Genomic DNA, 22,631 nt, shown 5'->3' with positions numbered 1-22,631 from the left:
CTCAACCCAGGAACACCCAACTCTGGGAGTGCCAACATGCCAGGCGCGATCCACGCCGAGGGCCTGGTGAAGACCTTCGGCGAAGTAAGAGCTCTGGACGGCGTCGATCTCGATGTGCCGGAAGGAACGGTGCTCGGACTGCTCGGCCCCAACGGCGCCGGGAAGACCACCGCCGTGCGCGTGCTGACCACGCTGCTGCGCCCCGACAGCGGAACGGCGGTGGTCGCGGGGGTGGACGTGCTCAAGTACCCCAATGAGGTCCGCCGGTCCATCGGCCTGTCCGGGCAGTTCGCCGCCGTCGACGAGTATCTGACGGGCCGCGAGAACCTCCGGATGGTCGGTCAGCTCTACCAGATGGGCGCGCGCGAGGCGAAGTCCCGCGCGGACGAGCTGCTGGAGCGGTTCCACCTGGCGGACGCGGCCGACCGCACCGCCAAGACGTACTCCGGCGGCATGCGCCGCCGCCTCGACCTCGCCGCCGCCCTGGTCGTCAGCCCGCCCGTGATGTTCATGGACGAGCCGACGACGGGGCTCGACCCGCGCAACCGGCAGGCGCTGTGGGAGGTCATCCAGGAGCTGGTGGCGGGCGGCACGACGCTGCTGCTGACCACCCAGTATCTGGAGGAGGCCGATCACCTGGCCCATGACATCTGCGTGATCGACCGCGGCAAGGTCATCGCCCGCGGCACCTCCGACCAGCTTAAGGCCCGCATCGGCGGGGAGCGGGTGGAGGTCGTGGTGCACGAGCGGGAGCACATCGCGGTCGCCGAGCACGTGCTGAGCGTGCTGGGCAAGGGCGAGACCACGGTGCGGGAGCACACCCGCAAGGTCACCGTGCCGGTGGTCGGCGGGGCCAAGCTGCTCGCCGAGGTCATCCGCGAACTGGACACCCGTGGCGTGGAGATCGACGACATCGGGCTGCGCCGCCCGACGCTCGACGACGTCTTCATCTCGCTCACCGGCCATGGCGCCGAGGACGGCGGCCTGGACAACGGTTTGGAGAGCGGTTTGGCGAACGGTGCTCACGAGGGAGGCAAGTGATGGCCGTTGCCGAGGAGTCCGGCGCCACCGTCGCCACCGCCCCCCGGCCGCGCGGCGGACCGCTCGCGGCGGTCCGGGACTCGCTGGTGGTCGCCCGGCGGAATCTGATCCGGATGATGCGGATTCCGGAAGTGGTTATTTTTGGCCTGATTCAGCCCATTATGTTCGTGGTGCTGTTCAGTTATGTATTCGGCGGCGCGATCATGGTGCCGGGGCAGGCCAGTGCGGACGCCGATGTCTATCGCGAGTTCCTGATGGGCGGGATCTTCGCGCAGACCGTCACCTTCGCGACGGCCGGCGCGGGCGCGGGGATCGCCGACGACATGCACAAGGGGCTGATCGACCGGTTCCGCTCCCTGCCGATGGCGCGCGGCGCGGTGCTCACCGGCCGTACGCTCGCGGATCTGGTGCAGACGGCGCTGACGCTGGTCGTGCTGGCGATCGTCGCGCTCATCGTGGGCTGGCGGGTGCACGACGGAATCCTGAGCGCGCTGGGCGCCTTCGGCCTGCTGCTCCTGCTCGGCTACGCCTTCTCCTGGATCGGCGCGCTGATCGGGCTGACGGTGCGGACTCCCGAGGCCGCGACGTCCGGCGGACTGATCTGGCTGTTCCCGCTGACCTTCATCTCGAACGCGTTCGTGCCGTCCAGCAAGATGCCCGAGTTCCTGGGACACGTCGCGGACTGGAACCCGTTCAGCGCCACGGTGCAGGCATGCCGGGAGCTGTTCGGCAATCCGCAGGGCGTGGTGTCGGACGCCTGGCCGATGCAGCATCCGGTGCCGGCGTCGGTGCTGTGGTCAGTGGTGATCATCGTGGTGTTCCGGACGCTGTCGGTCCGGAAGTACCGCTCGGCGACCGCCTGACCGTCTGTGTCATACGGCGAGTCCCCGGCCGTGGATGTGGGCCGGGGGCTCGCCGTGAGTCGTGCGGGTGCGGGCGTTCGAGGGCGGCGCTCAGCCCTGGTAGGGCTTGGCGTCCAGGATGCGCACCGATGCCGTACGGCCGTTGGGCAGCTCGTATTCGGCGTCCTGGCCGACCTTCTTGCCGTTCACACCCGTGCCCAGCGGGGACTGCGGCGAGTAGGTCTCGATGTCCGAGCTCGCGTATTCACGAGAGGCGAGAAGGAAGGTCAGGGTGTCGTCCGGGTCGCCGTCGAAGGCGATGGTGACGACCATGCCGGGGGCGACCACGCCGGTGTCCGCGGGTGCCTCTCCGACCTTCGCGTGCTCCAGGAGCTGCGTCAGCTGACGCACCCGGAGCTCCTGCTTGCCCTGCTCTTCCTTGGCGGCGTGGTAACCACCGTTCTCCCGGAGGTCACCTTCCTCCCGGGCAGCCTCGATCTTCTTCGCGATCTCGATACGTGCCGGACCCGACAGGTACTCCAGCTCGGCCTTGAGCTGGTCGTACGCCTCCTGGGTCAGCCAGGTGACGTTCTCGCTGGTCTGGGTCACAGGTGCTCCTCGTCGGTGCTGGGAATACAAATGAACGCCCTACTCAGAAGGGTGCGCCTTCAAAGCCGGGCGAAACCACGAGCCTAACAATTCCGACAGGAAACGGGGAGGAGGGAACTCAGCTCCATGCGCATGAAACGGGACAAAACCGGCTAGTTCGGGTGTGATCGACCGAGCCCTCCGGCCGGTGTCCAGCCGCTCTCCGGGCCGCGTCGGGGCGGTGACCGGGCGGGCGGCCCGGCGCGCGGCTCAGCCGTGCGTGGCGGAATCGCAGCCGACCAGCTCGGCGCTGGTCGCGCGCCCGGTGGTGCGCACTGTCATGACCTTGATCAGGTCGTCCTGGCGCTGACCGAAGGTGAAGCTCTTACGGCCCACCTCGTCGTGGCGCGTGTCCAGGGCGCGCACCGTGCACACGGCGGTGGCGTCCCGGTCCTTGGTGATCTCCAGCCGGACGTCGACGGTGTCGGCCGCGGTCACCTTGAAACCGGTCAGCTGGCCGCTGACGTCCTCCTCGACGACGTACACGTAACCGAACCAGGCGATCAGGGCGATCAATCCGGCGCCGAGCACCGAACCGATGATCTTCAGCTTGCGGTCGGCCCGCTCGTCCGCGGAGCGGCCGTAGCGCCCCTCGGGAAGGCCCTCACGCACCGCCGACATGATCGCTTCCTCCTGCTCGGGAGACCCGGAATTATTCGGTCCCGCTGTGGGTCACTATAGAAGCCGTCTTCCGCGACGAATCACTGAGGATCGAACTTGACTGAGCAGCTGCGTTTGATGGCCGTGCACGCACATCCGGATGACGAGTCGAGCAAGGGCGCGGCCACCATGGCCAAGTACGTGTCCGAGGGGGTGGACGTGCTGGTCGCGACCTGCACGGGCGGTGAGCGCGGCTCCATCCTCAACCCCAAGCTCCAGGGGGATCCGTATATCGAGGAGCACATTCACGAGGTGCGCGCCAAGGAAATGGACGAGGCGCGCGAGATCCTCGGGGTGAAGCAGGAGTGGCTGGGCTTCGTGGACTCCGGGCTGCCCGAGGGCGACCCGCTGCCGCCGCTGCCCGAGGGCTGCTTCGCGCTCCAGGACGTGGACGAGGCGGCGGGCGCGCTCGTGAAGCTGATCCGCTCCTTCCGGCCGCAGGTCATCACCACCTATGACGAGAACGGCGGCTATCCGCACCCCGACCACATCATGACCCACAAGATCACGATGGTGGCCTTCGAGGCGGCCGGGGACCCCGAGAAGTACCCCGAGGCGGGCCCGGCGTGGCAGCCGCAGAAGCTCTACTACAACCAGGGCTTCAACCGGCCGCGCACCGTCGCCCTGCACGAGGCGCTGCTCGCGCGCGGCCTGGAGTCGCCGTACGGGGAGTGGCTGGAGCGCTGGAAGGATTTCTCCCGGCGGGAGCGCACCCTGACCACCTATGTGCCGTGCGCCGAGTACTTCGAGATCCGCGACAAGGCGCTGATCGCGCACCGCACGCAGATCGACCCCGACGGCGGTTGGTTCCGGGTGCCCATGGACATCCAGAAGGAGGTCTGGCCGACGGAAGAATACGAGCTCGCGAAGTCGCTCGTGGATACCTCCCTCCCCGAGGACGACCTCTTCGCGGGCATCCGCAACAATTGACCCCATGATGAGCGCGACCAGCACCCTCGCCATGACGCATCTCGTCCCGCTCGCCAAGGATCTGGACGAGAACAAGGTGACCCCGGGCCTGCTCGGGTTCGTCGTCTTCGCACTGATCGGCGGCGCGGTGTGGCTCCTGATGAAGTCCATGAACAAGCACATGAACAAGGTGGACTTCGAGGAGGAGCCGGAGCCCGGTGAAGCCCGGGCCGCCGCCTCCCCGAAGGGCCCCAAGGAGGAGCGCACGGCCTGACGGCACCTCCTCGGCCTGAGCCCGGACCGGGCTCGGGCTCGGGCGCGGGGCCGGTCCGGGCCGAGGTCCGGGGCCGGACCGGGCTCAGGCGTGGGGCCGGTCCGGGAGCACGGCCATGATCTCGCGGGAGCGGCGGCTCGGCACCATGCCGAGCTGCCAGGCCTGCCATCCCGTTTCCGGCTCCACACCGCGCTCCAGCACCAGCGCGAACGCCTCCGCGCACTCCTCCACCCGGGGATCCCCGCCCGCCGCGGCCGCGCCCGGCTCGCGCAGCTCCCGCAGCAGCTCCGCCAGCTCCTCCTGCGCCACCGCCGTGCCGATGACCGAGCCGCCCGCCGAGGCGAACGGCAGCAGCGTGCAGCGCAGGAACCTCGCCCAGGACCCGCCGCGCCGGTCCCCGTACTCCGCGAACAGCCGGGCCGCCTCGTCCACCAGCTCCAGCGCCTGCGCCGACCGGCCGTTCCCCGCGTCGATCACCGCCAGCTCGACGCACGACCACGCCTCGCCGTGGGCCACCCCCACCCGGTGGAAGTCCTGCCGCGCGTCCTGCAGCAGCTGCCGCGCGAAGCCGCTGTTGCGCAGCGAGCCGGTCTGCGCCGCCCGCAGATCACGGGTGACCCGCGCCGAGTGATGCCGGGCACACGCCAGCCCGTACACATCCCGCATCCGGCTGAACAACGTGCGGGCCCGCTCCAGCTCGCGCACCGCCGCGTCCCGGTCCCCACGCTCCTCCAGCGCCTGGCCCAGGTAGTACAGCGTCCAGGCCTCACCGCGCGCGTCCTCGTTGTCCCGGTGCCGGGACAGGGCCTGGCGCAGCTGGTCCACGGCCGCCGACGGCTCGCCGGCCACCAGCCGGGCGCGGGCCAGCTGGGTCAGCGCCCAGGCCTCACCGCGCTGGTCATGGGTGCGGTCGTACGCGCCCAGGGCCTCCCTCAGCTCGGCCTCCGCGCGGGGCACGTCGCCCATGCGCAGACAGGCCTGGCCGAGCTGGAAATGCGCCCACGCCTGGCCGTGCAGGCTCTCGGACTCCCGGTGCAGCTCCAGCGACCGCCGCAGCAGCTCCAGGGCCTCGGCGAGCTGCCCGCGGTCCCGCTCCACGGCGGCCAGCGCGTGCATCGTCCAGCCCCGGTCCCCGCGCAGCGCCTCGGACTCCTGCAGGGCCAGCGCCTCGCGCAGCTTCGCCGCGGCCTCCACCAGATTGCCCTGGTGGTGCAGGGTGATGCCCAGGCTGCACAGCGCGCGGGCCGCACCCGCCTCGTGGTGGGCCTCGAAATACAGGTCGACCACCGAGGACAGCGTCGTACGCGCCTGGTCCAGCTCGCCGAGCTGGCGGGCGGCGATACCGGTGCGCCACTGCACGGACCGCACCAGCAGCCCCTGGTCGACGGCCTGGGTCAGCTCGCTGATCTCGCCCAGCCGGTACAGGTCGCCGCGCAGCAGGCAGTAGTCGCACAGCGCGCCCAGCAGATGCAGCACCGCGGACTGGTCCACGCCCTCCGCATGGCGCAGCGCGGCGGTGATGAAGCTCGACTCGTCGTCCAGCCAGCCCAGCGCCGCGTCCAGCGAGGTGAAGCCGTGGCCGCCCGCCGTGCCCTTGGTGAAGACATCGGCGCGGGTGGAGGTCTTGCCGTCGACCAGCCGGATCACCGAGTCCGCCAGCTCGGCATAGCTGCGGATCAGCCGCTCCTGGGCGGCGGTGCGCTGCTCGGGCTCCTCCTCGTCGGCCAGCCGGGCGGCGGCGAACGAGCGCACCAGGTCGTGCAGCCGGTAGCGGCTGCCGCGCACATGCTGGATCAGCCCGGCGCGGCCCAGCGCGTCCAGATGGCGGGCCGCCTCCTGCTGGTCGGCGCCCAGCAGCGCCGCGGCCGCCGCCGCGCCCAGGCTCGCCCGCCCGGCCAGCGCGAGGCGGCGCAGCAGCCGCCGGGCGCTCTCCTGCTGGTCGGTGTACCGCAGCCAGAGGGTGCGCTCGACCGGGCCGACCGGCCCGTACGCCTCGAGGTCGGTGGCGAGGGTGGCGGGGGTGCGGGGGCCGAGGGAGGAGCCCGCGATCCGCAGCGCCAGCGGCAGCCGCCCGCACAGCTCGGCGATCCGCTCCACGGACTGCCCGTCGTACGGGCCGGGCCCGGCCGGGTTCTCGGCGGAGACCCGCAGCAGCTCCTCGGCGCCCGACTCGTCCAGCGGGCCGACCTCCAGCCGGTGCACCCACGCGGCCAGGTCCGGCGGCAGGGTGAGCGGGGTGCGCGAGGTGACCAGGACCAGGCTGTCGGACCGCTCCGGGACCAGCGTGCGCACCTGCTCGGCGTCGCTCGCGTCGTCCAGCACGATCGTGACGGGCAGCCCGGTCAGATGCTGGTGATACAGCTCGGTGAGCCGCTTGAGGTGCTGGTCCTGGCTCGCCCGCTCCCGGAAGAGCAGCTGGTCGCGGGGCGCGCCGAGCCGGTTCAGCAGATGCAGCAGCGCGTCGCGGGTCGACAGCGGGGCCTGCTCGGCGCTGTCCCCGCGCAGATCCACCAGGCACGCGCCCCGGAACTGATCGCGCAGCTCATGGGCCGCCCGCACCGCCAGCGTGGTGCGGCCCGAGCCCGGTGGGCCCTCCAGCAGCACCACTGTCGGTTTGGTCTCGGTGCTGGCCCGCGCCTGGTGCACCCACTGGGCGATCTGGCCGGTCTGCGCGCGGCGCCCGGCGAACGGGCCGTCCGCCTGGGGGAGCTGGCCGAAGGACTGCTCCAGCACCGTGCGCCTGCGGGCCGCCTGACTGCGGTCCGCGCCCCGCAGCCGCGGCACCTGCCCGCCGGTGGGGGACGAGGAGCGCTTGGCCGGGCCGCCGCCCTGGCGGGTGGCGGCCGAGGTCATCCGGTGCTGATCGATGAACGGCCGGATGCCCCGCACCTCGACCGCCGTGAGCCACTGCAGCCGCAACTGCTCGGGCCCGCCGGGCTGGTTGCGCAGCGCCGCCTGGCGGTGGGCGGCGGGCCAGTGGGCCGCGGTGAGCTTGAGGACGGCCGCGGCCGACCCCGCCACCGCCGCGGTCACGCCCGCGCCCAGCGCCGTGCCCGCCGAGGTGCCGAAGGTGAGGTCCGCGCCGAACGCTGCGGCCGCCGCCACCGCCGCGGCCAGCGCCGGGGTGGACAGCCGCTCACGCCCCAGCATCGCCGAGAGCGGTCTGCTGCCGGCCTCCGCCTCGTCCAGCGCGCGCACATACGCGCCGTACTCCTCGGCCGCGGTCGCCGCCATCCCGTCCAGCGCGCCCCGCGCGCGGCTGAGCAGCACCCCGCTGTCCGTGCGGCCGCCGGAGCGCCGCACCTCCTCCTCGACGGCCCGCGTCAGCAGCCGCTCGACCTCCGTCCGGTGGCTGTCCCGCAGCACGGCCAGTGAGCCCGGCATGTGATCCCCCTCCTGCACGAGCGCCACGCGTGAATCGCGCGTTGCTCCCCAAGTCTTCCGCTTCTGCCTCATATCCGGCAGCCCTGTGGATAACTCCCCCTGTGGACAACTCACCCGCGCCCCGCGCGGTGGGGGAGGATGGGGGTATGCCGAACCGCCTGGCGCACGAAACGTCCCCCTACCTCCTGCAGCACGCCGAGAATCCGGTCGACTGGCGACCGTGGTCGGACGAGGCGTTCGAGGAGGCGCGCAGCCGCGGGGTGCCCGTGCTGCTGAGCGTCGGCTACTCCAGCTGCCACTGGTGCCACGTCATGGCGCACGAGTCGTTCGAGGACGCCGAGACGGCCGAGTATCTGAACGCCCACTTCGTGTCCGTCAAGGTCGACCGCGAGGAGCGGCCGGATGTCGACGCCGTGTACATGGAGGCGGTGCAGGCCGCGACCGGGCAGGGCGGCTGGCCGATGACGGTGTTCCTCACGCCCGACGCCGAGCCCTTCTACTTCGGCACCTACTTCCCGCCCCGCCCCCGGCCCGGCATGCCCTCCTTCCGGCAGGTGCTGGAGGGCGTCCGCGCCGCGTGGTCCGACCGGCGCGACGAGGTGCGGGAGGTGGCCGGGAAGATCGTGCGGGACCTGGCCGGGCGCACCGGCATCGCGTTGGGCTCCGGCGCGCCGCAGCCGCCCGGCGCCGAGGACATGGCGGCCGCGCTGATGGGGCTGACCCGCGAATTCGACGCCGTGCGCGGCGGCTTCGGCGGGGCGCCGAAGTTCCCGCCGTCCATGGCGCTGGAGTTCCTGCTGCGGCACTACGCCCGGACGGGCTCCGAGGGTGCGTTGCAGATGGTGCAGGCCACCTGTGAGGCGATGGCCCGCGGCGGCATCTACGACCAGCTCGGCGGCGGGTTCGCACGCTACTCCGTCGATGCGGAATGGATCGTTCCGCATTTCGAGAAGATGCTCTACGACAACGCGCTGCTGTGCCGCGTCTACGCCCACCTGTGGCGGGCCACCGGCTCGGACCTCGCGCGCCGCGTCGCCCTGGAGACCGCCGACTTCCTGGTCCGCGAGATGCGTACCGAGCAGGGCGGATTCGCCTCCGCGCTGGACGCCGACAGCGACGACGGCACCGGCCGGCACGTCGAGGGCGCGTACTACGTCTGGACGCCGGAGCAGCTGCGCGAGGTGCTGGGCGAGGCGGACGCCGAGCAGGCCGCCGCGTATTTCGGGGTGACCGAGGACGGCACGTTCGACAGTGACATCAGCCGCGGCCGCGGCGGGGGAGCGTCCGTCCTCCAGTTGCCCGACGGCGCGCCTCCGGCCGACGCCGCCCGGCTCGCCTCCGTACGGGAGCGGCTGCTGGCCGCGCGGGAGCGGCGGGAGCGTCCCGGCCGCGACGACAAGATCGTGGCCGCCTGGAACGGGCTGGCCATCGCCGCCCTCGCCGAGACCGGCGCCTACTTCGACCGCCCCGACCTGGTCGAGGCCGCGACCGAGGCAGCCGACCTGCTCGTGCGGCTCCACATGGACACCGGCGGGCGGCTCGCCCGCACCTCGCTGGGCGGCGCCGTGGGCGGCCACGCGGGCGTGCTGGAGGACTACGCCGATGTGGCCGAGGGCTTCCTCGCCCTGGCGGCGGTCTCCGGCGAGGGCGTATGGGTCGACTTCGCGGGGCTGCTCCTGGACACCGTGCTGCACCATTTCGCCGCCGAGGACGGCACCCTGTTCGACACCGCCGACGACGCCGAGGCGCTGATCCGCCGCCCCCAGGACCCGACCGACAACGCCGCCCCCTCGGGCTGGACGGCGGCCGCCGGGGCGCTGCTGTCCTACGCCGCCGTCTCCGGCAGCAGCCGCCACCGGGAGGCGGCCGAGCGGGCCCTGGTCGTGGTGCGGGCGCTGGGAGGACGGGTGCCGCGGTTCATCGGCTGGGGCCTGGCGGTCGCCGAGGCGCTGCTGGACGGGCCGCGCGAGGTGGCCGTCGTCGGACCGGACGACGACCCCGGGACCCGCGCCCTGCACCGGGCCGCGCTGCTGGCCACGGCGCCGGGCGCGGTGATCGCGGTGGGCGCTCCCGGCTCCGAGGAGGTGCCGCTGCTGGAGGGGCGGGTGCTGCTGGAGGGGCGCCCGGCGGCATACGTCTGCCGCCACTTCACCTGTGACGCCCCGACCGACGATGTGGCGGCGCTCACGGCCCGGCTCGGCGGCTGACGCCGTAAAGCCCCGGAGGGCGGGGTCTACGGCGGCGGGGGCGCGGCGGTCACAGGGGCAGGCCGCGGGCGAGCATGCCCAGGGCGCGGTCGACGCTGTCCTCCATGGTCTCCTCCCGGCGGTGGTCGAAGCAGTGGAGGACCGCCTCCTGGAGGGCGCCGAGGACGGCCCCGACGAGCACCCGCACCTCGAAGTCCTCCGGTGACCGGCCGCTGCGCTCGGCCAGGACCTCTCCCAGCATGGCCCCGGTCTTGGCCATGCCCTCGCCCATGCGGGCGCGCAGCGCCGGGACCTGGCGGATCAGGGTGAGCCGGGTCAGCATCTCCTCGCGCTCGTCGTCGGTGAGCCGCCGCGCCATGTCGATCAGGACGCGCCGCAGGGAGGCGACCGGCGGCTCGTCCAGCGGCCGGTCCCGGATCCCGGCGGCCATGGCCTCGTCGTACTCGTCCGTGAGGACGATGTCCTCCTTGGCGGGGAAGTAGCGGAAGACGGTGCTGGGGGAGACGTCGGCGGCCGCCGCGATCCGGTCCACCGGGGTGGCGTCGTAGCCCTGTTCCGCGAACAGCCGGTAGGCGGCCAGCCGGATCGCCTGCCGGGTCTGGATCTTCTTGCGTTCGCGCAGCCCGGGTCGCTGCCCGGCGGGCGTGGTGTGTGCGGAGGCCATGCCGGTCATTGTCGGGCACCGGCGGGCGGCCGGGATCAGGAGTGCTGGTAGGCGACCATCGAGATCCCGACGTAGTGCACGACGAAGGCGGCGAGGGTGAGGGAGTGGAACACCTCGTGGAAGCCGAACCAGCGGGGTGAGGGGTTGGGGCGCTTGGTCCCGTAGATCACCGCGCCCGCGCTGTAGAGCAGGCCGCCGACGACGATCAGCGTCATGACGGCGATGCCGCCGGTGCGCAGGAAGTCCGGCAGGAAGAACACCGCCGCCCAGCCCAGGGCGATGTAGCACGGGGTGTAGAGCCAGCGCGGGGCGCCGACCCAGAACACCCGGAAGGCGATCCCGGCGAGCGCTCCGGCCCACACCAGCCAGAGCAGCAGCTCCTGTTTGCCCCGTGGGAGCAGCAGCAGCGTGAAGGGCGTGTAGGTGCCTGCGATGATCAGGAAAATATTGGCGTGATCCAGGCGGCGCAGCACCGCCGTGGCGCGCGGGCCCCAATTGCCCCGGTGATACAGGGCGCTCGTCCCGAAGAGCGCGCAGGCGGTGAGCGTGAAGATGGCGCACGCGATGCGCCCGCGCGGGCTGTCGGCGAGCGCGGTGAGTACCACTCCGGCGATGAGCGCGGCCGGGAACATGCCGGCGTGCAGCCAGCCGCGCAGCATGGGTTTGAGGGGGAGAGGGGCTGTCTCGGGCCCTGGCGATTGGTCAACGGCGGCGTCGGGCGCGGCTGCAGTCATGACGCTCATGCTACCCAGCCACCGTAAGTTACCGGCCGTGTCGAGTGGTGATGGTCACGAAGATGCCCACTGGACAGATCGCCCACATCGTCGGATGATCAAATGAGCGCGGTCGGCACCGGATGAGCTGAGCATCCGGGTCGCAGCCCCCAAGGGGTAGCTGTCTCCATATGCGGATATGCGTGCACATATCCGCCCAAACCCTCAAACCAAGCGCCGGAGCGAGTGCGGTTCCGGCGGGATGGAGCGATCGTGGCGCCCAGCAATGTGGCTTCCGCCCTCATCACGGCCCCGACCAGCCACCAGGAACTGATCGCCTGGGTCGGCGAGATCGCCGACCTCACCCAGCCCGATGAAGTGGTGTGGTGTGACGGTTCGGAGTCGGAGTACGACCGTCTGTGTGCGCAACTCGTCGAGAAGGGCACGTTCAAACGTCTCGACCCGATCAAGCGCCCCAACTCGTACTACGCGGCCTCCGATCCCCGCGATGTGGCGCGCGTGGAGGACCGCACCTTCATCTGCTCCGAGAAGGAGGCGGACGCGGGTCCGACGAACCACTGGAAAGACCCGTCCGAGATGCGCCGGATCTTCGCGGGCGAACAGGGCATATTCCGGGGCTCGATGCGCGGCCGCACCATGTACGTCGTCCCGTTCTGCATGGGACCGCTCGGCTCGCCGCTGTCCGCGCTCGGCGTCGAGATCACCGACTCCGCGTACGTCGCCGTCTCGATGCGCACGATGACCCGCATGGGCAGCGCCGTGCTCGAAGAGCTCGGCGAGGACGGCGCCTTCGTCAAGGCCGTCCACACCCTCGGCGCCCCGCTGGAGCCCGGCCAGGCCGATGTGCCGTGGCCGTGCAACGCGACCAAGTACATCTCGCACTTCCCGGAGTCGCGGGAGATCTGGTCCTACGGCTCCGGCTACGGCGGCAACGCGCTGCTCGGCAAGAAGTGCTACGCGCTGCGCATCGCCTCCGTCATGGCGCGTGACGAGGGCTGGCTCGCCGAGCACATGCTGATCCTCAAGCTCACCCCGCCGCCCAGCAAGGCAGCGGACCAAGGGTCCTCGTTTGAGGGTGATGGTGGGCGACGGGAGGGGGAGTCGAAGTACGTCGCCGCGGCCTTCCCGAGCGCGTGCGGCAAGACCAACCTGGCGATGCTGGAGCCAACCATCCCCGGCTGGACGGTCGAGACGATCGGCGACGACATCGCGTGGATGCGGTTCGGCGAGGACGGCCGGCTGTACGCGATCAACCCCGAGGCGGGCTTCTTCGGTGTCGCGCCCGGCACCGGTGAGCACACCAACGCCAACGCGATGAAGACCCTGTGGGGCAACTCCGTCTTCACCAACGTCGCGCTCACCGACGACGGCGACGTGTGGTGGGAGGGCATGACCGAGGAGGCGCCCGCCCACCTCACCGACTGGAAGGGCAACGACTGGACCCCGGCGAGCGAGACGCCCGCGGCCCACCCCAACGCCCGCTTCACCGTGCCCGCCGGCCAGTGCCCGATCATCGCGCCCGAGTGGGAGGACCCCAAGGGCGTGCCGATCTCGGCGATCCTCTTCGGCGGCCGCCGCGCCAGCGCGGTCCCGCTCGTCACCGAGTCCTTCGACTGGCAGCACGGCGTCTTCCTCGGTGCCAACGTGGCCAGCGAGAAGACCGCGGCCGCCGAGGGCAAGGTCGGTGAGCTGCGCCGCGACCCGTTCGCGATGCTGCCCTTCTGCGGCTACAACATGGGCGACTACATGGCCCACTGGGTCGACGTCGCCAAGGACAAGGACCAGGCGAAGCTCCCGAAGATCTACTACGTCAACTGGTTCCGCAAGAACGACGAGGGCGCGTTCGTCTGGCCCGGTTTCGGCGAGAACAGCCGCGTCCTGAAGTGGATCGTGGACCGCCTCGACGGCCGCGCCGAGGGCGTCGAGACCCCCATCGGCATCCTGCCGACCAAGGAGTCCCTCGACACCGACGGCCTCGGACTGGACGACGGGGAGCTGGACTTCCTCCTCAACGTCGACAAGGAGGTGTGGCGCGAGGAGGCCGCCCTGGTCCCCGAGCACCTCAACACCTTCGGTGACCGCACGCCGAAGGCGATGTGGGACGAGTACCGGGCGCTGGTGCAGCGCCTGGGCTGAACCGCCAGGTCATCGGACCGGACGCCATCAGGCCGGGGCCCGCACCGCACGGTGCGGGCCCCGGCCTGTGCGGCGGCCGTGATCGAGCCCGGACGTGATCAAGGAGAGTTCCTACACGTCGGGGCCGGGCGGTTTCCGGTGCGGCGGCGGATGGTAGGCCTTCGAGGCCAGCACGATGCCGAGGAGAGCACCGTATGAGTGTCGCCCCCAGTGATTCCGTCGCCTTCAAACCCTTCGCCTCCGCGCCCGGTGAGGCCAGCACCGACCGGGTGTCGGCGATCCGGCTCTCCCTGGTGTACCTGCCGCTGCACGCGCCCATCAGCGACGCCAAGGTCCTGACCGGCAGGCAGAAGCCGCTCACCGAAGTGGCCTTCCTCTTCGCCGAGATCAGCACCGAGGGCGGCCATGCGGGCCTGGGCTTCAGCTACTCCAAGCGGGCCGGCGGGCCCGCGCTGTACGCCCACGCCCAGGAGATCGCGCCCGAGCTGATCGGCGAGGATCCCAGCGACATCGCCCGGCTGTGGAACAAGCTGGTGTGGGCGGGCGCGTCCATGGGCCGCAGCGGAGCCGCCGTGCAGGCGGTCGCCGCGTTCGACATCGCGCTGTGGGACCTCAAGGCCCGGCGCGCCGGGCTGCCGCTGGCCAAGCTGCTGGGCGCGCACCGCGACGCGGTCAGCGTCTACAACACCTCCGGCGGCTTTCTCTCCACGCCCATCGAGCAGGTGCTGGAGAACATCGACCTGGCCCGCTCCCGCGGCGTCGCCGGGATCAAGCTCAAGGTCGGCTCGCCGGACCCGCGCGTGGACCTCGCCCGGGTGGAGACCGTACGGGAGCATCTGGGAGACGGCGTTCCGCTGATGGTGGACGCCAACCAGCAGTGGGACCGGATCACCGCCACCCGGGTCGGCCGGGCGCTGGAGAAGTTCGACCTCACCTGGATCGAGGAGCCGCTCGACGCGTACGACGCCGAGGGCCACGCGGCCCTCGCCGCCACCCTGGACACGCCCATAGCCACCGGCGAGATGCTGACCAGCGCGCACGAGCACGCGGCGCTCATCGAGGCGGGCTCCTCCGACTTCGTACAGCCCGACGCCCCACGGGTCGGCGGCATCACCCCGTTCCTGCAGATCATGACGCTCGCCGACTACAAGGGCCGGAGCCTCGCCCCGCACTTCGCGATGGAGATCCACGTCCATCTCTCGGCGGCCTATCCGCGCACCGCGTGGGTCGAGCACTTCGAGTGGCTGGAGCCGCTGTTCAACGAGCGGCTGGAGCTGCGCGAGGGCCGCATGGTCATCCCCGGCCGCGCTGGTCTCGGCCTCTCGCTCAGCGACCAGGCGGCGGCCTGGACGAAGGAGGCGGCCCGCTTCGGCGAGGGCGCCTGACCCCGGAAGACGCTCCTAACCGGTTTGCGCCGTGAACGCCGCGTACGCGGGCTCGTCGAAGAGGACGAAGCGCACCTCTTCGACGGCCGTGTCCGCGGCGCGGACCGTTTCCACCGCGATCCGGGCGCCGTCGTCCATCGGCCAGCCGTAGATCCCGGTGGAGATCGCCGGGAACGCGACCGTCCGGGCACCCAGTTCGTCCGCGACGCGCAGGGAGGCGCGGTAGCAGGACGCCAGCAGGCCGGAGCGGTCCTCGGTGGCCGACCACACCGGCCCGACGGTGTGGATGACCCAGCGGGCGTCGAGCCGTCCCGCCGTCGTGGCCACGGCCTGGCCGGTGGGCAGCCCCTCGCCGTAGGGGGCGGCGCGCAGGCTCCGGCAGGCGTCGAGGATGTCGGGCCCGCCCTTCCGGTGGATCGCGCCGTCCACCCCTCCGCCGCCGAGGAGGGAGGAGTTCGCCGCGTTCACGATGGCGTCGGCGTGCTGCGCGGTGATGTCGCCGTGGACGAGGGTGATGGTGGCCATGGCTCCATCGTGGGCCACGGCCGGTCGGTCCGTCCCGAACGTCAGGCGGCGACGCCGAGGGCCGCCGTGTGCGCCTCCAGGCGCTCGGCGGTGAGCGCGGTGGCCGCTGTGTCCTCGCGCGAGGTGGCGATGACCAGGGCCCAGCCCGCCAGGGTGTGGGCGCGCTGGTGGAGGGCGGCGACATGGGCCGGGTCGGCGGCGGCCGTGGTGGGGGCGGCGCGCAGCGGGGCGCGGCCGTCGCGCAGCCGTACGACCTGGCCGGCCAGGCGCTCGGCGGCCTCGTCCAAGGCCGGGTCCGGGGTGAGGGCCCGCAACTCGTCGGTCACGGTCAGCAGCGCGGTCAGATGTCCGGCGAGCCGAATGTCCAGCTCTTCCTCGCGGGAGCGGTGCGGGAAATCGGGCTGGGGCTCGGCCATGGTGTGGACCGACTTGGTGCGGATCGGCTCGTACATGGATGGCCTCCAAACGTTCAGGAGGCCATCCTAACTTGGACGGCGTCTAAAGTTGAGCCTTCTACAGATATCCGGTCACGGGATCTGGCTCAGGGCTGGCCGTAGCCGTCGAGGAACCGCCCGATCCGGGTCACCGCGTCGGCCAGGTCCTTCTTCGCCGGGAGGGTGACGATGCGGAAGTGGTCCGGCTCCGGCCAGTTGAAGCCCGTACCGTGCACGATCATGATCTTCTCGGTCCGCAGCAGGTCGAGCACCATCTGCCGGTCGTCCTTGATCTTGTAGACCTTGGGGTCCAGCTTCGGGAACGCGTACAGCGCGCCCTTGGGCTTCACGCAGCTCACGCCCGGGATCTGGGTCAGCAGCTCGTACGCCGTGTCGCGCTGCTCCAGCAGCCGTCCGCCCGGGAGCACCAGGTCGTTGATCGACTGACGGCCGCCGAGGGCGGTGGCCACCGCGTGCTGGGCGGGCATGTTGGCGCACAGCCGCATGTTGGCGAGGATCGTCAGCCCCTCCAGGTAGCTGGCGGCATGGGCCTTGGGGCCGCAGACCGCGAGCCAGCCGCTGCGGTAGCCCGCGACGCGGTACGCCTTGGAGAGCCCGTTGAACGTCAGCGTCAGCAGGTCCGGGGCGATCGCGGCGGTCGGGGTGTGGGTGGCGCCGTCGTAGAGGATCTTGTCGTAGATCTCGTCGGAGCAGACGATCAGCTGGTGGCGGCGGGCGATGTCGGTGATGCCGCGCAGCATCTCTTCGCTGTAGACGGCGCCCGTCGGGTTGTTCGGGTTGATGATGACGATCGCCTTGGTGCGGTCGGTCACCTTGCGCTCGATGTCGGCGAGGTCCGGCAGCCAGTCCGCCTGCTCGTCGCAGCGGTAGTGGACGGCCGTGCCGCCGGCGAGCGAGACCGAGGCGGTCCACAGCGGATAGTCGGGGGAGGGGACGAGGACCTCGTCGCCGTCGTCCAGCAGCCCCTGCATCGACATCTGGATCAGCTCGGAGACGCCGTTGCCGAGGAAGATGTCCTCGACGTCGAGGTGGATGCCCTGGGTCTGGTAGTGCTGCATCACCGCGCGCCGGGCGGAGAGCAGGCCCTTGGCGTCGCCGTAGCCGTGGGCGCCGCCGAGGTTGCGCAGCATGTCCTCGAGGATCTCCGGCGGGCATTCGAAACCGAAGGTCGCCGGGTTGCCGGTGTTGAGCTTGAGGATGCGGTGACCCGCTGCCTCCAGTCGCATCGCCTCCTCGAGAACCGGGCCACGGATTTCGTAGCAGACGTTGGCGAGCTTCGTGGACTGGATCACCTGCATGTCGGCCACCTTACGGCGGAGCATCCGGCCACGCTCGGTGTTTTTCGCCACGTGGACGGTGTACGGGATCGCTCCCGGGTCCGGCCGGGCGCGTCGCGCCCCCTTCCGTGCTCATCGGTAACGAGTGAGTTACCCCCGTTAATTTTCGCGAAAGAGGGGTTGGCCTGGGCGGAACCGATGACTATCGTTCACGCACCTCACCCAATCGTTCAGCTGAACGAAACGAGCCGGGAAGGCGCCCCGTCCATGTCCGAGACCTCCCACCGAACAGACCCCGGGGCGGCCCGGATACCCCGGCGGTCGGTGCTCGCCGCGGCCGCCGCGGGCGGCGGCGCCCTCGCCGGATCCGCCCTGCTGACCGGCTGCTCGGGTGCCGCGTCCGCGTCCCCGACCGAGGCCGTGCCCACCAGCGGCCCGGCCGGGCGCCCCGACCGCGGCGGCACCCTGCGCATCGCCCGGCCGCCCGCCTCCGACGCCGAGACCCTGGACCCGGCGAGCGCGCTGTCCGCGTACGAATACCTCGGCGCCCTCTACAACCGGCTCGTCCGCGTCGGCAAGGACGGCAAGGTCGCCCCCGACCTCGCCGAATCCTGGGAGCCCGACGCCAAGGCGACCACCTGGACCTTCCGGCTGCGCCGCGGCGTCACCTTCCACGACGGCTCCGCCCTCACCTCCGCCGACGCCGCCTACACCCTGCGGCACATCCTCGCCACCGCGACCGCCTCCCCGCAGGGCCCGGTGCTCGCGCCGCTCGTCGACCCGAAGCGGCTGCGCACCCCCGACGCGCACACCCTGGTGGTCCCGCTGAAGAGCCCGCACGCCGAGTTCCCCAGCCTGCTCACCCACTACAACTGCTACGTCATCCCCGACGGCAGCGCCCGCTCGATCGGCCGCACCGGCATCGGCACCGGCCCCTTCAAACTGGCCTCCTTCGCCTCCGCCGGACCCGGCCGGGTCGTGGCGTACGAGGACCACTGGGCCGGGCGCCCGGTGCTGGACGCCATCGACTTCTTCTCCGTCGCCGACATGCAGGCCCGGGCCAACGCCCTGCTCGCCGGCCAGGTCGACCTGCTCTCCCAGACCAACCTCGACTTCGCCACCGCCCGCGTCGTCGCCGCCTCCAGCCGCGCCACGATCGCCCGGTCGAAGAACGCGCAGTGGTACGTACTGCCGATGCTCACCACCGAGAAGCCCTTCACCGACGTGCGGGTCCGGCAGGCCATGAAGCTCGCCTACGACCCCGAGCACATCCGGAAGGTCGCCCTCCAGGGCGCGGGCACGCTCGGCTGGGACAACCCCGTACCGCCGAACGACCCCGCCCACGTCGCTGCCCACCCCGCCCACGACCCCGAGCGGGCGCGCCAACTGCTCAAGCGGGCCGGACACGAACGGCTCGCGGTGGACCTCTACACGTCCTCCTACGACCCGATCTTCACGCCCATGGCCCTCGCCTACCAGGAGTCCGCGGCCCGCGCCGGGATCCGCGTCCGGATCAGGACCGCGGCCGCCGACTCGTACTACACCCAGATCTGGATGAAGAAGCCGCTCATGGCCACCTACTGGTACACCGGGCGCCCCATCGACCAACTCCTCAACCAGGTCTTCCGCGGCGGCTCCTCCTACAACGAGACCGCCTGGTCGGACAAGGAGTTCGACGCGCTCCTGGACCGGGCCCGCCGCGAGACCGACGGGAGCCGCCGCCGCGAGCTGTACGGGCAGGCGCAGACCCTGGTGATCGAGCGGGGCGGGGCGATCACCCCGATGTTCGCCGACCGGCTCACCGGCATCTCCCGGAAGGTGCGCGGCTACGCCGAGCACGGCTTCGAGTTCGACTACCGCGGCATCGGCCTGAAGGGGGCGTGAGGCGCGTGTTCACCTTCATCGCCCGCCGCGTCGTCGCCGCGTTCGGCACCCTGCTGCTCTCCTCCGTCATGGTCTTCCTGGCCGTCCAGGCGCTGCCCGGCGACGTCGCCACCCAGGTGCTCGGCAAGGACGCCACCCCCGACGCGGTGTCCGCGCTGCGCAAGCAGATGGGGCTCGACCAGCCCGCCTGGGAGCGCTACGCCGACTGGATCAAGGGCGCCCTGCACGGCGACTTCGGCACCTCGCTGGTCACCACCAAGCCGGTGGGCGGCGAGGTCGCCCAGTACCTCGGCAACTCCGCCCTCATCGCCGTCGTCACCGTCCTCTTCGCGGTCACCGGCTCGCTCGTGCTCGGCATCCTCGCCGGGCTCTACCGCGACCGCTGGCCCGACCATGTGATCTCCACGGTCAGCCTGGTCGGGATGTCCATCCCCGAATTCGTCGTGGCCACCTTGCTGGTGCTCGTCTTCTCCGTCGCCGTGCCCGTGCTGCCCGCCGTGGTGCTGTACGGGCCGGGGGCCTCCACGGGCGAACTGCTCCCCGCCGTCTGGCTGCCCGCCGCCTCGCTCGCGATCGTGATGGCCGCGTACATCGTGCGGATGGCCCGTACGTCGGTCATCGACGTCATGGCCGGCGAATACGTCACCACCGCGCGGCTGAAGGGGCTGTCCACCTGGCGCGTGGTCACCCGGCACGCCCTCCCCGGCGCGCTGCTGCCCACCCTCCATGTGATCGCGCTCAACGTGGCCTGGCTGATCGGCGGCGTCGCCGTCGTGGAGAACGTCTTCAACTACCCCGGCATCGGCAAGCTGCTGCTCACCTCCGTGCAGAACCGCGATCTGCCCGTCATCCAGGCCATCGCCCTCATCAGCGCCGTCGTCTACGTCGTCTGCAACCTCGCCGCCGACCTCGGCTCCATGGCCCTCAACCCCAAGCTCCGCACCCGAGGAGGGAGGAACCGTTGAACGCGCTGAAGACGCCTGCCGCGGCCCCCGTTCCCGCACCGTCCGCCCGATCAGGGGTCCCCGGCTCCGCCGCCGCCCGCGCCTGGCGCACCGTACGCACCTCCCGCCCCGCCGCCATCGGGCTCGCGATCGTCGCCGTCCACCTCGTGATCGCGCTGCTCGCCCCGCTGCTCACCCCGTACCACCCCACCGTCGGCGACGCCTCGCACGCGCTGCTCGGGCCCGGCGCCGACCACTGGGCGGGCACCGACCAATACGGGCGCGACGTGCTGACCCGGGTGCTGTACGGCGGGCGGTACGCGCTGGGCGTCTCCGTCACCGCGACCCTCCTCACCATCGCGCTCGGCACCGTCCTCGGCTGCGCGGCCGCCCTGCGCGGCGGCTGGCTGGACGATGTGCTGATGCGGATCCTGGACGCGGTGCTGTCCATCCCCGCGATCCTCGTCCTGCTGGTCATCGTCACCGCGCTGGGCACCGGCTCCGGGGTGATCGTGCTGGCCATCGGCGTCATCTGCGTCCCCCAGGTGGTACGCGTCGTGCGGGCCGCCGCGCTCGCCGTCGTGCCCCAGGACTACGTCACCGCGGCGCGCGCCCGCGGGGAGGGGACGTGGGCGATCCTGCGGCGCGAGGTGCTGCCCAACATCACCGACGTGGTGTGCGTCGAGTTCGCCATGCGCGCCTCATGGGTCGTGCTGCTGATCTCCTCGCTGTCCTTCCTCGGCTTCGGCGCCGACCCGCCCACCCCCGACTGGGGGCTCATGGTCTCCGAGAACCGCACCGCCATCACCGTCGTACCGCTGGCCAGCCTCGCGCCCATCATCGCCCTGGCCACCCTCGTCGTCGGGCTCAACCTCGCCGCCGACGGGCTGTCCAAGGCGTGGGGCGTCGACCGCATCCGGGAGGGCTCCTGATGAGCGCCATCGTGTCGGTGACAGATCTCGGTGTCGCCTACCGGTCCGGCGGTGGGGAGATCCCCGTCGTCCACGACGTGAGCTTCGACCTGTCGCCGGGGGAGACCCTCGCCCTGGTCGGCGAGTCCGGCAGCGGCAAGTCCACCGTCGCCGCGACGCTGCTGGCCCACCTGCGGCACGGCTCACGGCTCACCGCCGGTACGGTGCGCGTCGACGGGCGGGACGTCTTCGCCCTTCCGCCGCGCGAACTGCGGCGGCTGCGCGGCGGCACGGTCGCCATGATCGCCCAGAACGCGGGCCAGGCCCTCACCCCCTCCATGCGCGTCGGACGGCAGATCGCCGAGGCCGGCGGCGACGTGCCCGTCACCGACCTCCTCGAACAGGTCCGGCTGCCGCGCCCCGCCGAACTCGCCCGCCGCTACCCGCACGAACTCTCCGGCGGGCAGCAGCAGCGCGTCGCCATCGCCATGGCCATCGCCGCCCGCCCCAAGGTGCTCGTCCTCGACGAGCCCACCACCGGACTCGACGTCCTCACCCAGCGCTCCGTCCTGGACCTGGTCGGCTCCCTGCGCGACGAACTCGGCCTCGCCGCCGTCCTCGTCAGCCACGACCTGGGCGTCGTCGCGCGGATGGCCGACGAGGTGTGCGTGCTGCGCTCGGGCCGGGTCGTCGAAGCCGCCCCCACCCGGCGGCTCTTCGCCGCCCCCGCCGACCCCTACACCCGCCGCCTGCTCGCCAGCGTCCCCCGGCTGTCCGACACCGGGCTCGCCCTCGTCGGCGACGACGGCACGCGGGAGGTGCGGCCCAAGCGGCCGGTGCCGTCCGGCGCGGTGCGGGCCGTCGACGTCCGGGACGTCACCATCGACTACGGCTCCTCACGCGCCGTCCACGGCGTCTCCTTCCAGGTGCGGCGCGGCGAAGTGCTGGCCCTGGTCGGCGAGTCCGGCAGCGGCAAGTCCACCCTGGCGTGGGCGCTGGCCGGGCTCCGGGCCCCCTCGGGCGGTGCGATGACCCACCAGCCCGGCGACCTGGGCGCGCCCGGTGACCTGGGCGCCTCCGCGCGGCGGCGCCCCCTCGCGCTCCGGCGCAAGATCCAGCTCGTCTTCCAGAACGCCGACACGTCGCTGAACCCGCGACGCTCGGTCGGCGACGCCGTACGGCGGCCCCTGCGCTTCTTCGGCGCCGCCGGTTCACGCGACGAGGCGGCTTCGCGGGCCCGCGCGCTCATCTCCGACGTCCGCCTCGACCCCGACTTCGCCGACCGGCTCCCCGCCCAGCTCTCCGGCGGGCAGCGGCAGCGCATCGGCATCGCGCGGGCGCTGGCCGGTGAGCCGGACGTGCTGATCGCCGACGAGATCACCACCGCGCTCGACGTGTCCGTCCAGGCCGATGTGCTGCGCCTGCTGGACGATCTGCGCCGCGAGCGCGACCTGGCCTGCCTCTTCATCAGCCACGACCTGGCGGTGGTGCGGGGGATCGCCGACCGGGTGGTGGTGCTGCGGCACGGCGTGGTGGTGGAGGAGGGCCCGACGGACGCCGTCTTCGCCGCTCCGGGCCACCCGTATACGCGGCAGTTGATGGCCGCCGCGCTCGAACCCGACCCGGACGCCGAAGCGGTCGTCGAGGCGGCCGACGACTGGTCCGACGCCGCCGAACCGGGCGAGGTCTGGGACGAGCTGGATGACGGCCACCGGGTCCGCAGGTGGCGGCCGGCGGATGCGTAGCCCTCA

19 protein-coding genes are annotated in these 22,631 nt (G+C 71.9%); 11 read left to right on the top strand and 8 right to left on the bottom strand.

What is annotated here, in order from left to right; all coding sequences use genetic code 11:
• The first annotated feature begins 36 nt into the window (after nucleotides 1–36).
• Nucleotides 37–1,041 (top strand): ATP-binding cassette domain-containing protein, encoded by a 1,005-nt coding sequence (locus ASC60_RS08295; RefSeq protein WP_055548340.1) that lies wholly within the window; start codon nucleotides 37–39, stop codon nucleotides 1,039–1,041.
• A complete protein-coding gene (locus ASC60_RS08290) occupies nucleotides 1,041–1,904 on the top strand; it encodes an ABC transporter permease (protein ID WP_055548333.1) in 864 nt (287 codons plus the stop codon). The genes ASC60_RS08295 and ASC60_RS08290 overlap by 1 nt, the downstream gene beginning before the upstream one ends.
• 90 nt (nucleotides 1,905–1,994) lie before the next feature.
• On the opposite strand, the gene greA is transcribed toward ASC60_RS08290, so the two are convergent.
• Nucleotides 1,995–2,492: a transcription elongation factor GreA gene (greA, locus tag ASC60_RS08285; RefSeq protein WP_055548325.1), complete on the bottom strand. Its 498-nt coding sequence runs from the start codon at nucleotides 2,490–2,492 to the stop codon at nucleotides 1,995–1,997.
• A gap of 249 nt (nucleotides 2,493–2,741) precedes the next feature.
• Nucleotides 2,742–3,152: a DUF4307 domain-containing protein gene (locus tag ASC60_RS08280; protein WP_055548323.1), complete on the bottom strand. Its 411-nt coding sequence runs from the start codon at nucleotides 3,150–3,152 to the stop codon at nucleotides 2,742–2,744.
• 96 nt (nucleotides 3,153–3,248) lie between these two features.
• Here ASC60_RS08280 and mca point away from each other — a divergent pair, with 96 nt between their 5' ends.
• On the top strand, nucleotides 3,249–4,121 hold the full coding sequence (mca, locus tag ASC60_RS08275) for a mycothiol conjugate amidase Mca (RefSeq protein WP_055548319.1): 873 nt from the start codon (nucleotides 3,249–3,251) through the stop codon (nucleotides 4,119–4,121).
• A 7-nt stretch (nucleotides 4,122–4,128) separates the two neighbouring features.
• A complete protein-coding gene (locus ASC60_RS08270) occupies nucleotides 4,129–4,374 on the top strand; it encodes a hypothetical protein (protein ID WP_055548788.1) in 246 nt (81 codons plus the stop codon).
• An 84-nt stretch (nucleotides 4,375–4,458) separates the two neighbouring features.
• On the opposite strand, the gene ASC60_RS08265 is transcribed toward ASC60_RS08270, so the two are convergent.
• The gene (locus tag ASC60_RS08265; protein ID WP_079038254.1) at nucleotides 4,459–7,758 is read right to left on the bottom strand and encodes a tetratricopeptide repeat protein; all 3,300 of its coding nucleotides are present in this window, start codon (nucleotides 7,756–7,758) and stop codon (nucleotides 4,459–4,461) included.
• 146 nt (nucleotides 7,759–7,904) lie between these two features.
• On the opposite strand from ASC60_RS08265, the gene ASC60_RS08260 reads away from it, so the two are divergent.
• Nucleotides 7,905–9,965, top strand: coding sequence for a thioredoxin domain-containing protein (locus tag ASC60_RS08260; RefSeq protein ID WP_055548312.1), 2,061 nt, complete (start codon nucleotides 7,905–7,907; stop codon nucleotides 9,963–9,965).
• A 49-nt stretch (nucleotides 9,966–10,014) separates the two neighbouring features.
• On the opposite strand, the gene ASC60_RS08255 is transcribed toward ASC60_RS08260, so the two are convergent.
• Nucleotides 10,015–10,638 (bottom strand): TetR/AcrR family transcriptional regulator, encoded by a 624-nt coding sequence (locus ASC60_RS08255; protein WP_199830890.1) that lies wholly within the window; start codon nucleotides 10,636–10,638, stop codon nucleotides 10,015–10,017.
• Between the two features lie 26 nt (nucleotides 10,639–10,664).
• Nucleotides 10,665–11,372, bottom strand: a complete 708-nt coding sequence (locus tag ASC60_RS08250) for a hemolysin III family protein (protein ID WP_370592893.1) — start codon at nucleotides 11,370–11,372, stop codon at nucleotides 10,665–10,667.
• Between the two features lie 243 nt (nucleotides 11,373–11,615).
• Here ASC60_RS08250 and ASC60_RS08245 point away from each other — a divergent pair, with 243 nt between their 5' ends.
• Both ASC60_RS08245 and ASC60_RS08240 read left to right on the top strand, forming a co-directional pair.
• The gene (locus ASC60_RS08245) at nucleotides 11,616–13,499 is read left to right on the top strand and encodes a phosphoenolpyruvate carboxykinase (GTP) (protein ID WP_055548293.1); all 1,884 of its coding nucleotides are present in this window, start codon (nucleotides 11,616–11,618) and stop codon (nucleotides 13,497–13,499) included.
• A 194-nt stretch (nucleotides 13,500–13,693) separates the two neighbouring features.
• Nucleotides 13,694–14,884, top strand: a complete 1,191-nt coding sequence (locus ASC60_RS08240) for a mandelate racemase/muconate lactonizing enzyme family protein (RefSeq protein WP_055548286.1) — start codon at nucleotides 13,694–13,696, stop codon at nucleotides 14,882–14,884.
• A 15-nt stretch (nucleotides 14,885–14,899) separates the two neighbouring features.
• Here ASC60_RS08240 and ASC60_RS08235 read toward each other — a convergent pair whose 3' ends face one another.
• From ASC60_RS08235 to ASC60_RS08225, 3 genes are all read right to left on the bottom strand, one after another.
• Complete coding sequence (locus ASC60_RS08235; RefSeq protein WP_055548285.1) at nucleotides 14,900–15,409, bottom strand: O-acetyl-ADP-ribose deacetylase; 510 nt, start codon at nucleotides 15,407–15,409, stop codon at nucleotides 14,900–14,902.
• A gap of 41 nt (nucleotides 15,410–15,450) precedes the next feature.
• Nucleotides 15,451–15,861 carry a hypothetical protein gene (locus ASC60_RS08230; protein WP_055548284.1) on the bottom strand — a complete coding sequence of 137 codons (411 nt, stop codon included), beginning with the start codon at nucleotides 15,859–15,861 and terminating at the stop codon, nucleotides 15,451–15,453.
• 89 nt (nucleotides 15,862–15,950) lie between these two features.
• Nucleotides 15,951–17,162, bottom strand: coding sequence for a pyridoxal phosphate-dependent aminotransferase (locus ASC60_RS08225; protein ID WP_055548785.1), 1,212 nt, complete (start codon nucleotides 17,160–17,162; stop codon nucleotides 15,951–15,953).
• A 246-nt stretch (nucleotides 17,163–17,408) separates the two neighbouring features.
• Between ASC60_RS08225 and ASC60_RS08220 the strand changes: the two genes are divergently transcribed.
• Genes ASC60_RS08220 through ASC60_RS08205 form a run of 4 tightly spaced genes read left to right on the top strand, consistent with a single transcriptional unit; the run spans nucleotide 17,409 to nucleotide 22,625 of the window.
• Entirely contained in the window at nucleotides 17,409–19,025 is a 1,617-nt protein-coding gene (locus ASC60_RS08220; RefSeq protein ID WP_055548283.1) for an ABC transporter substrate-binding protein, read from the top strand.
• 5 nt (nucleotides 19,026–19,030) lie between these two features.
• The gene (locus ASC60_RS08215) at nucleotides 19,031–19,990 is read left to right on the top strand and encodes an ABC transporter permease (protein WP_055548783.1); all 960 of its coding nucleotides are present in this window, start codon (nucleotides 19,031–19,033) and stop codon (nucleotides 19,988–19,990) included.
• Complete coding sequence (locus ASC60_RS08210; RefSeq protein WP_055548282.1) at nucleotides 19,987–20,901, top strand: ABC transporter permease; 915 nt, start codon at nucleotides 19,987–19,989, stop codon at nucleotides 20,899–20,901. The genes ASC60_RS08215 and ASC60_RS08210 overlap by 4 nt, the downstream gene beginning before the upstream one ends.
• On the top strand, nucleotides 20,901–22,625 hold the full coding sequence (locus ASC60_RS08205) for an ABC transporter ATP-binding protein (protein WP_055548280.1): 1,725 nt from the start codon (nucleotides 20,901–20,903) through the stop codon (nucleotides 22,623–22,625). The genes ASC60_RS08210 and ASC60_RS08205 overlap by 1 nt, the downstream gene beginning before the upstream one ends.
• The last annotated feature ends 6 nt before the right edge of the window (nucleotides 22,626–22,631 follow it).

Origin of the sequence: Streptomyces sp. NBRC 110028 (genome assembly GCF_001417735.1) — a bacterium.
GTDB lineage: Bacteria > Actinomycetota > Actinomycetes > Streptomycetales > Streptomycetaceae > Streptomyces.
This window is presented reverse-complemented; position numbering and strand designations above follow the sequence as displayed.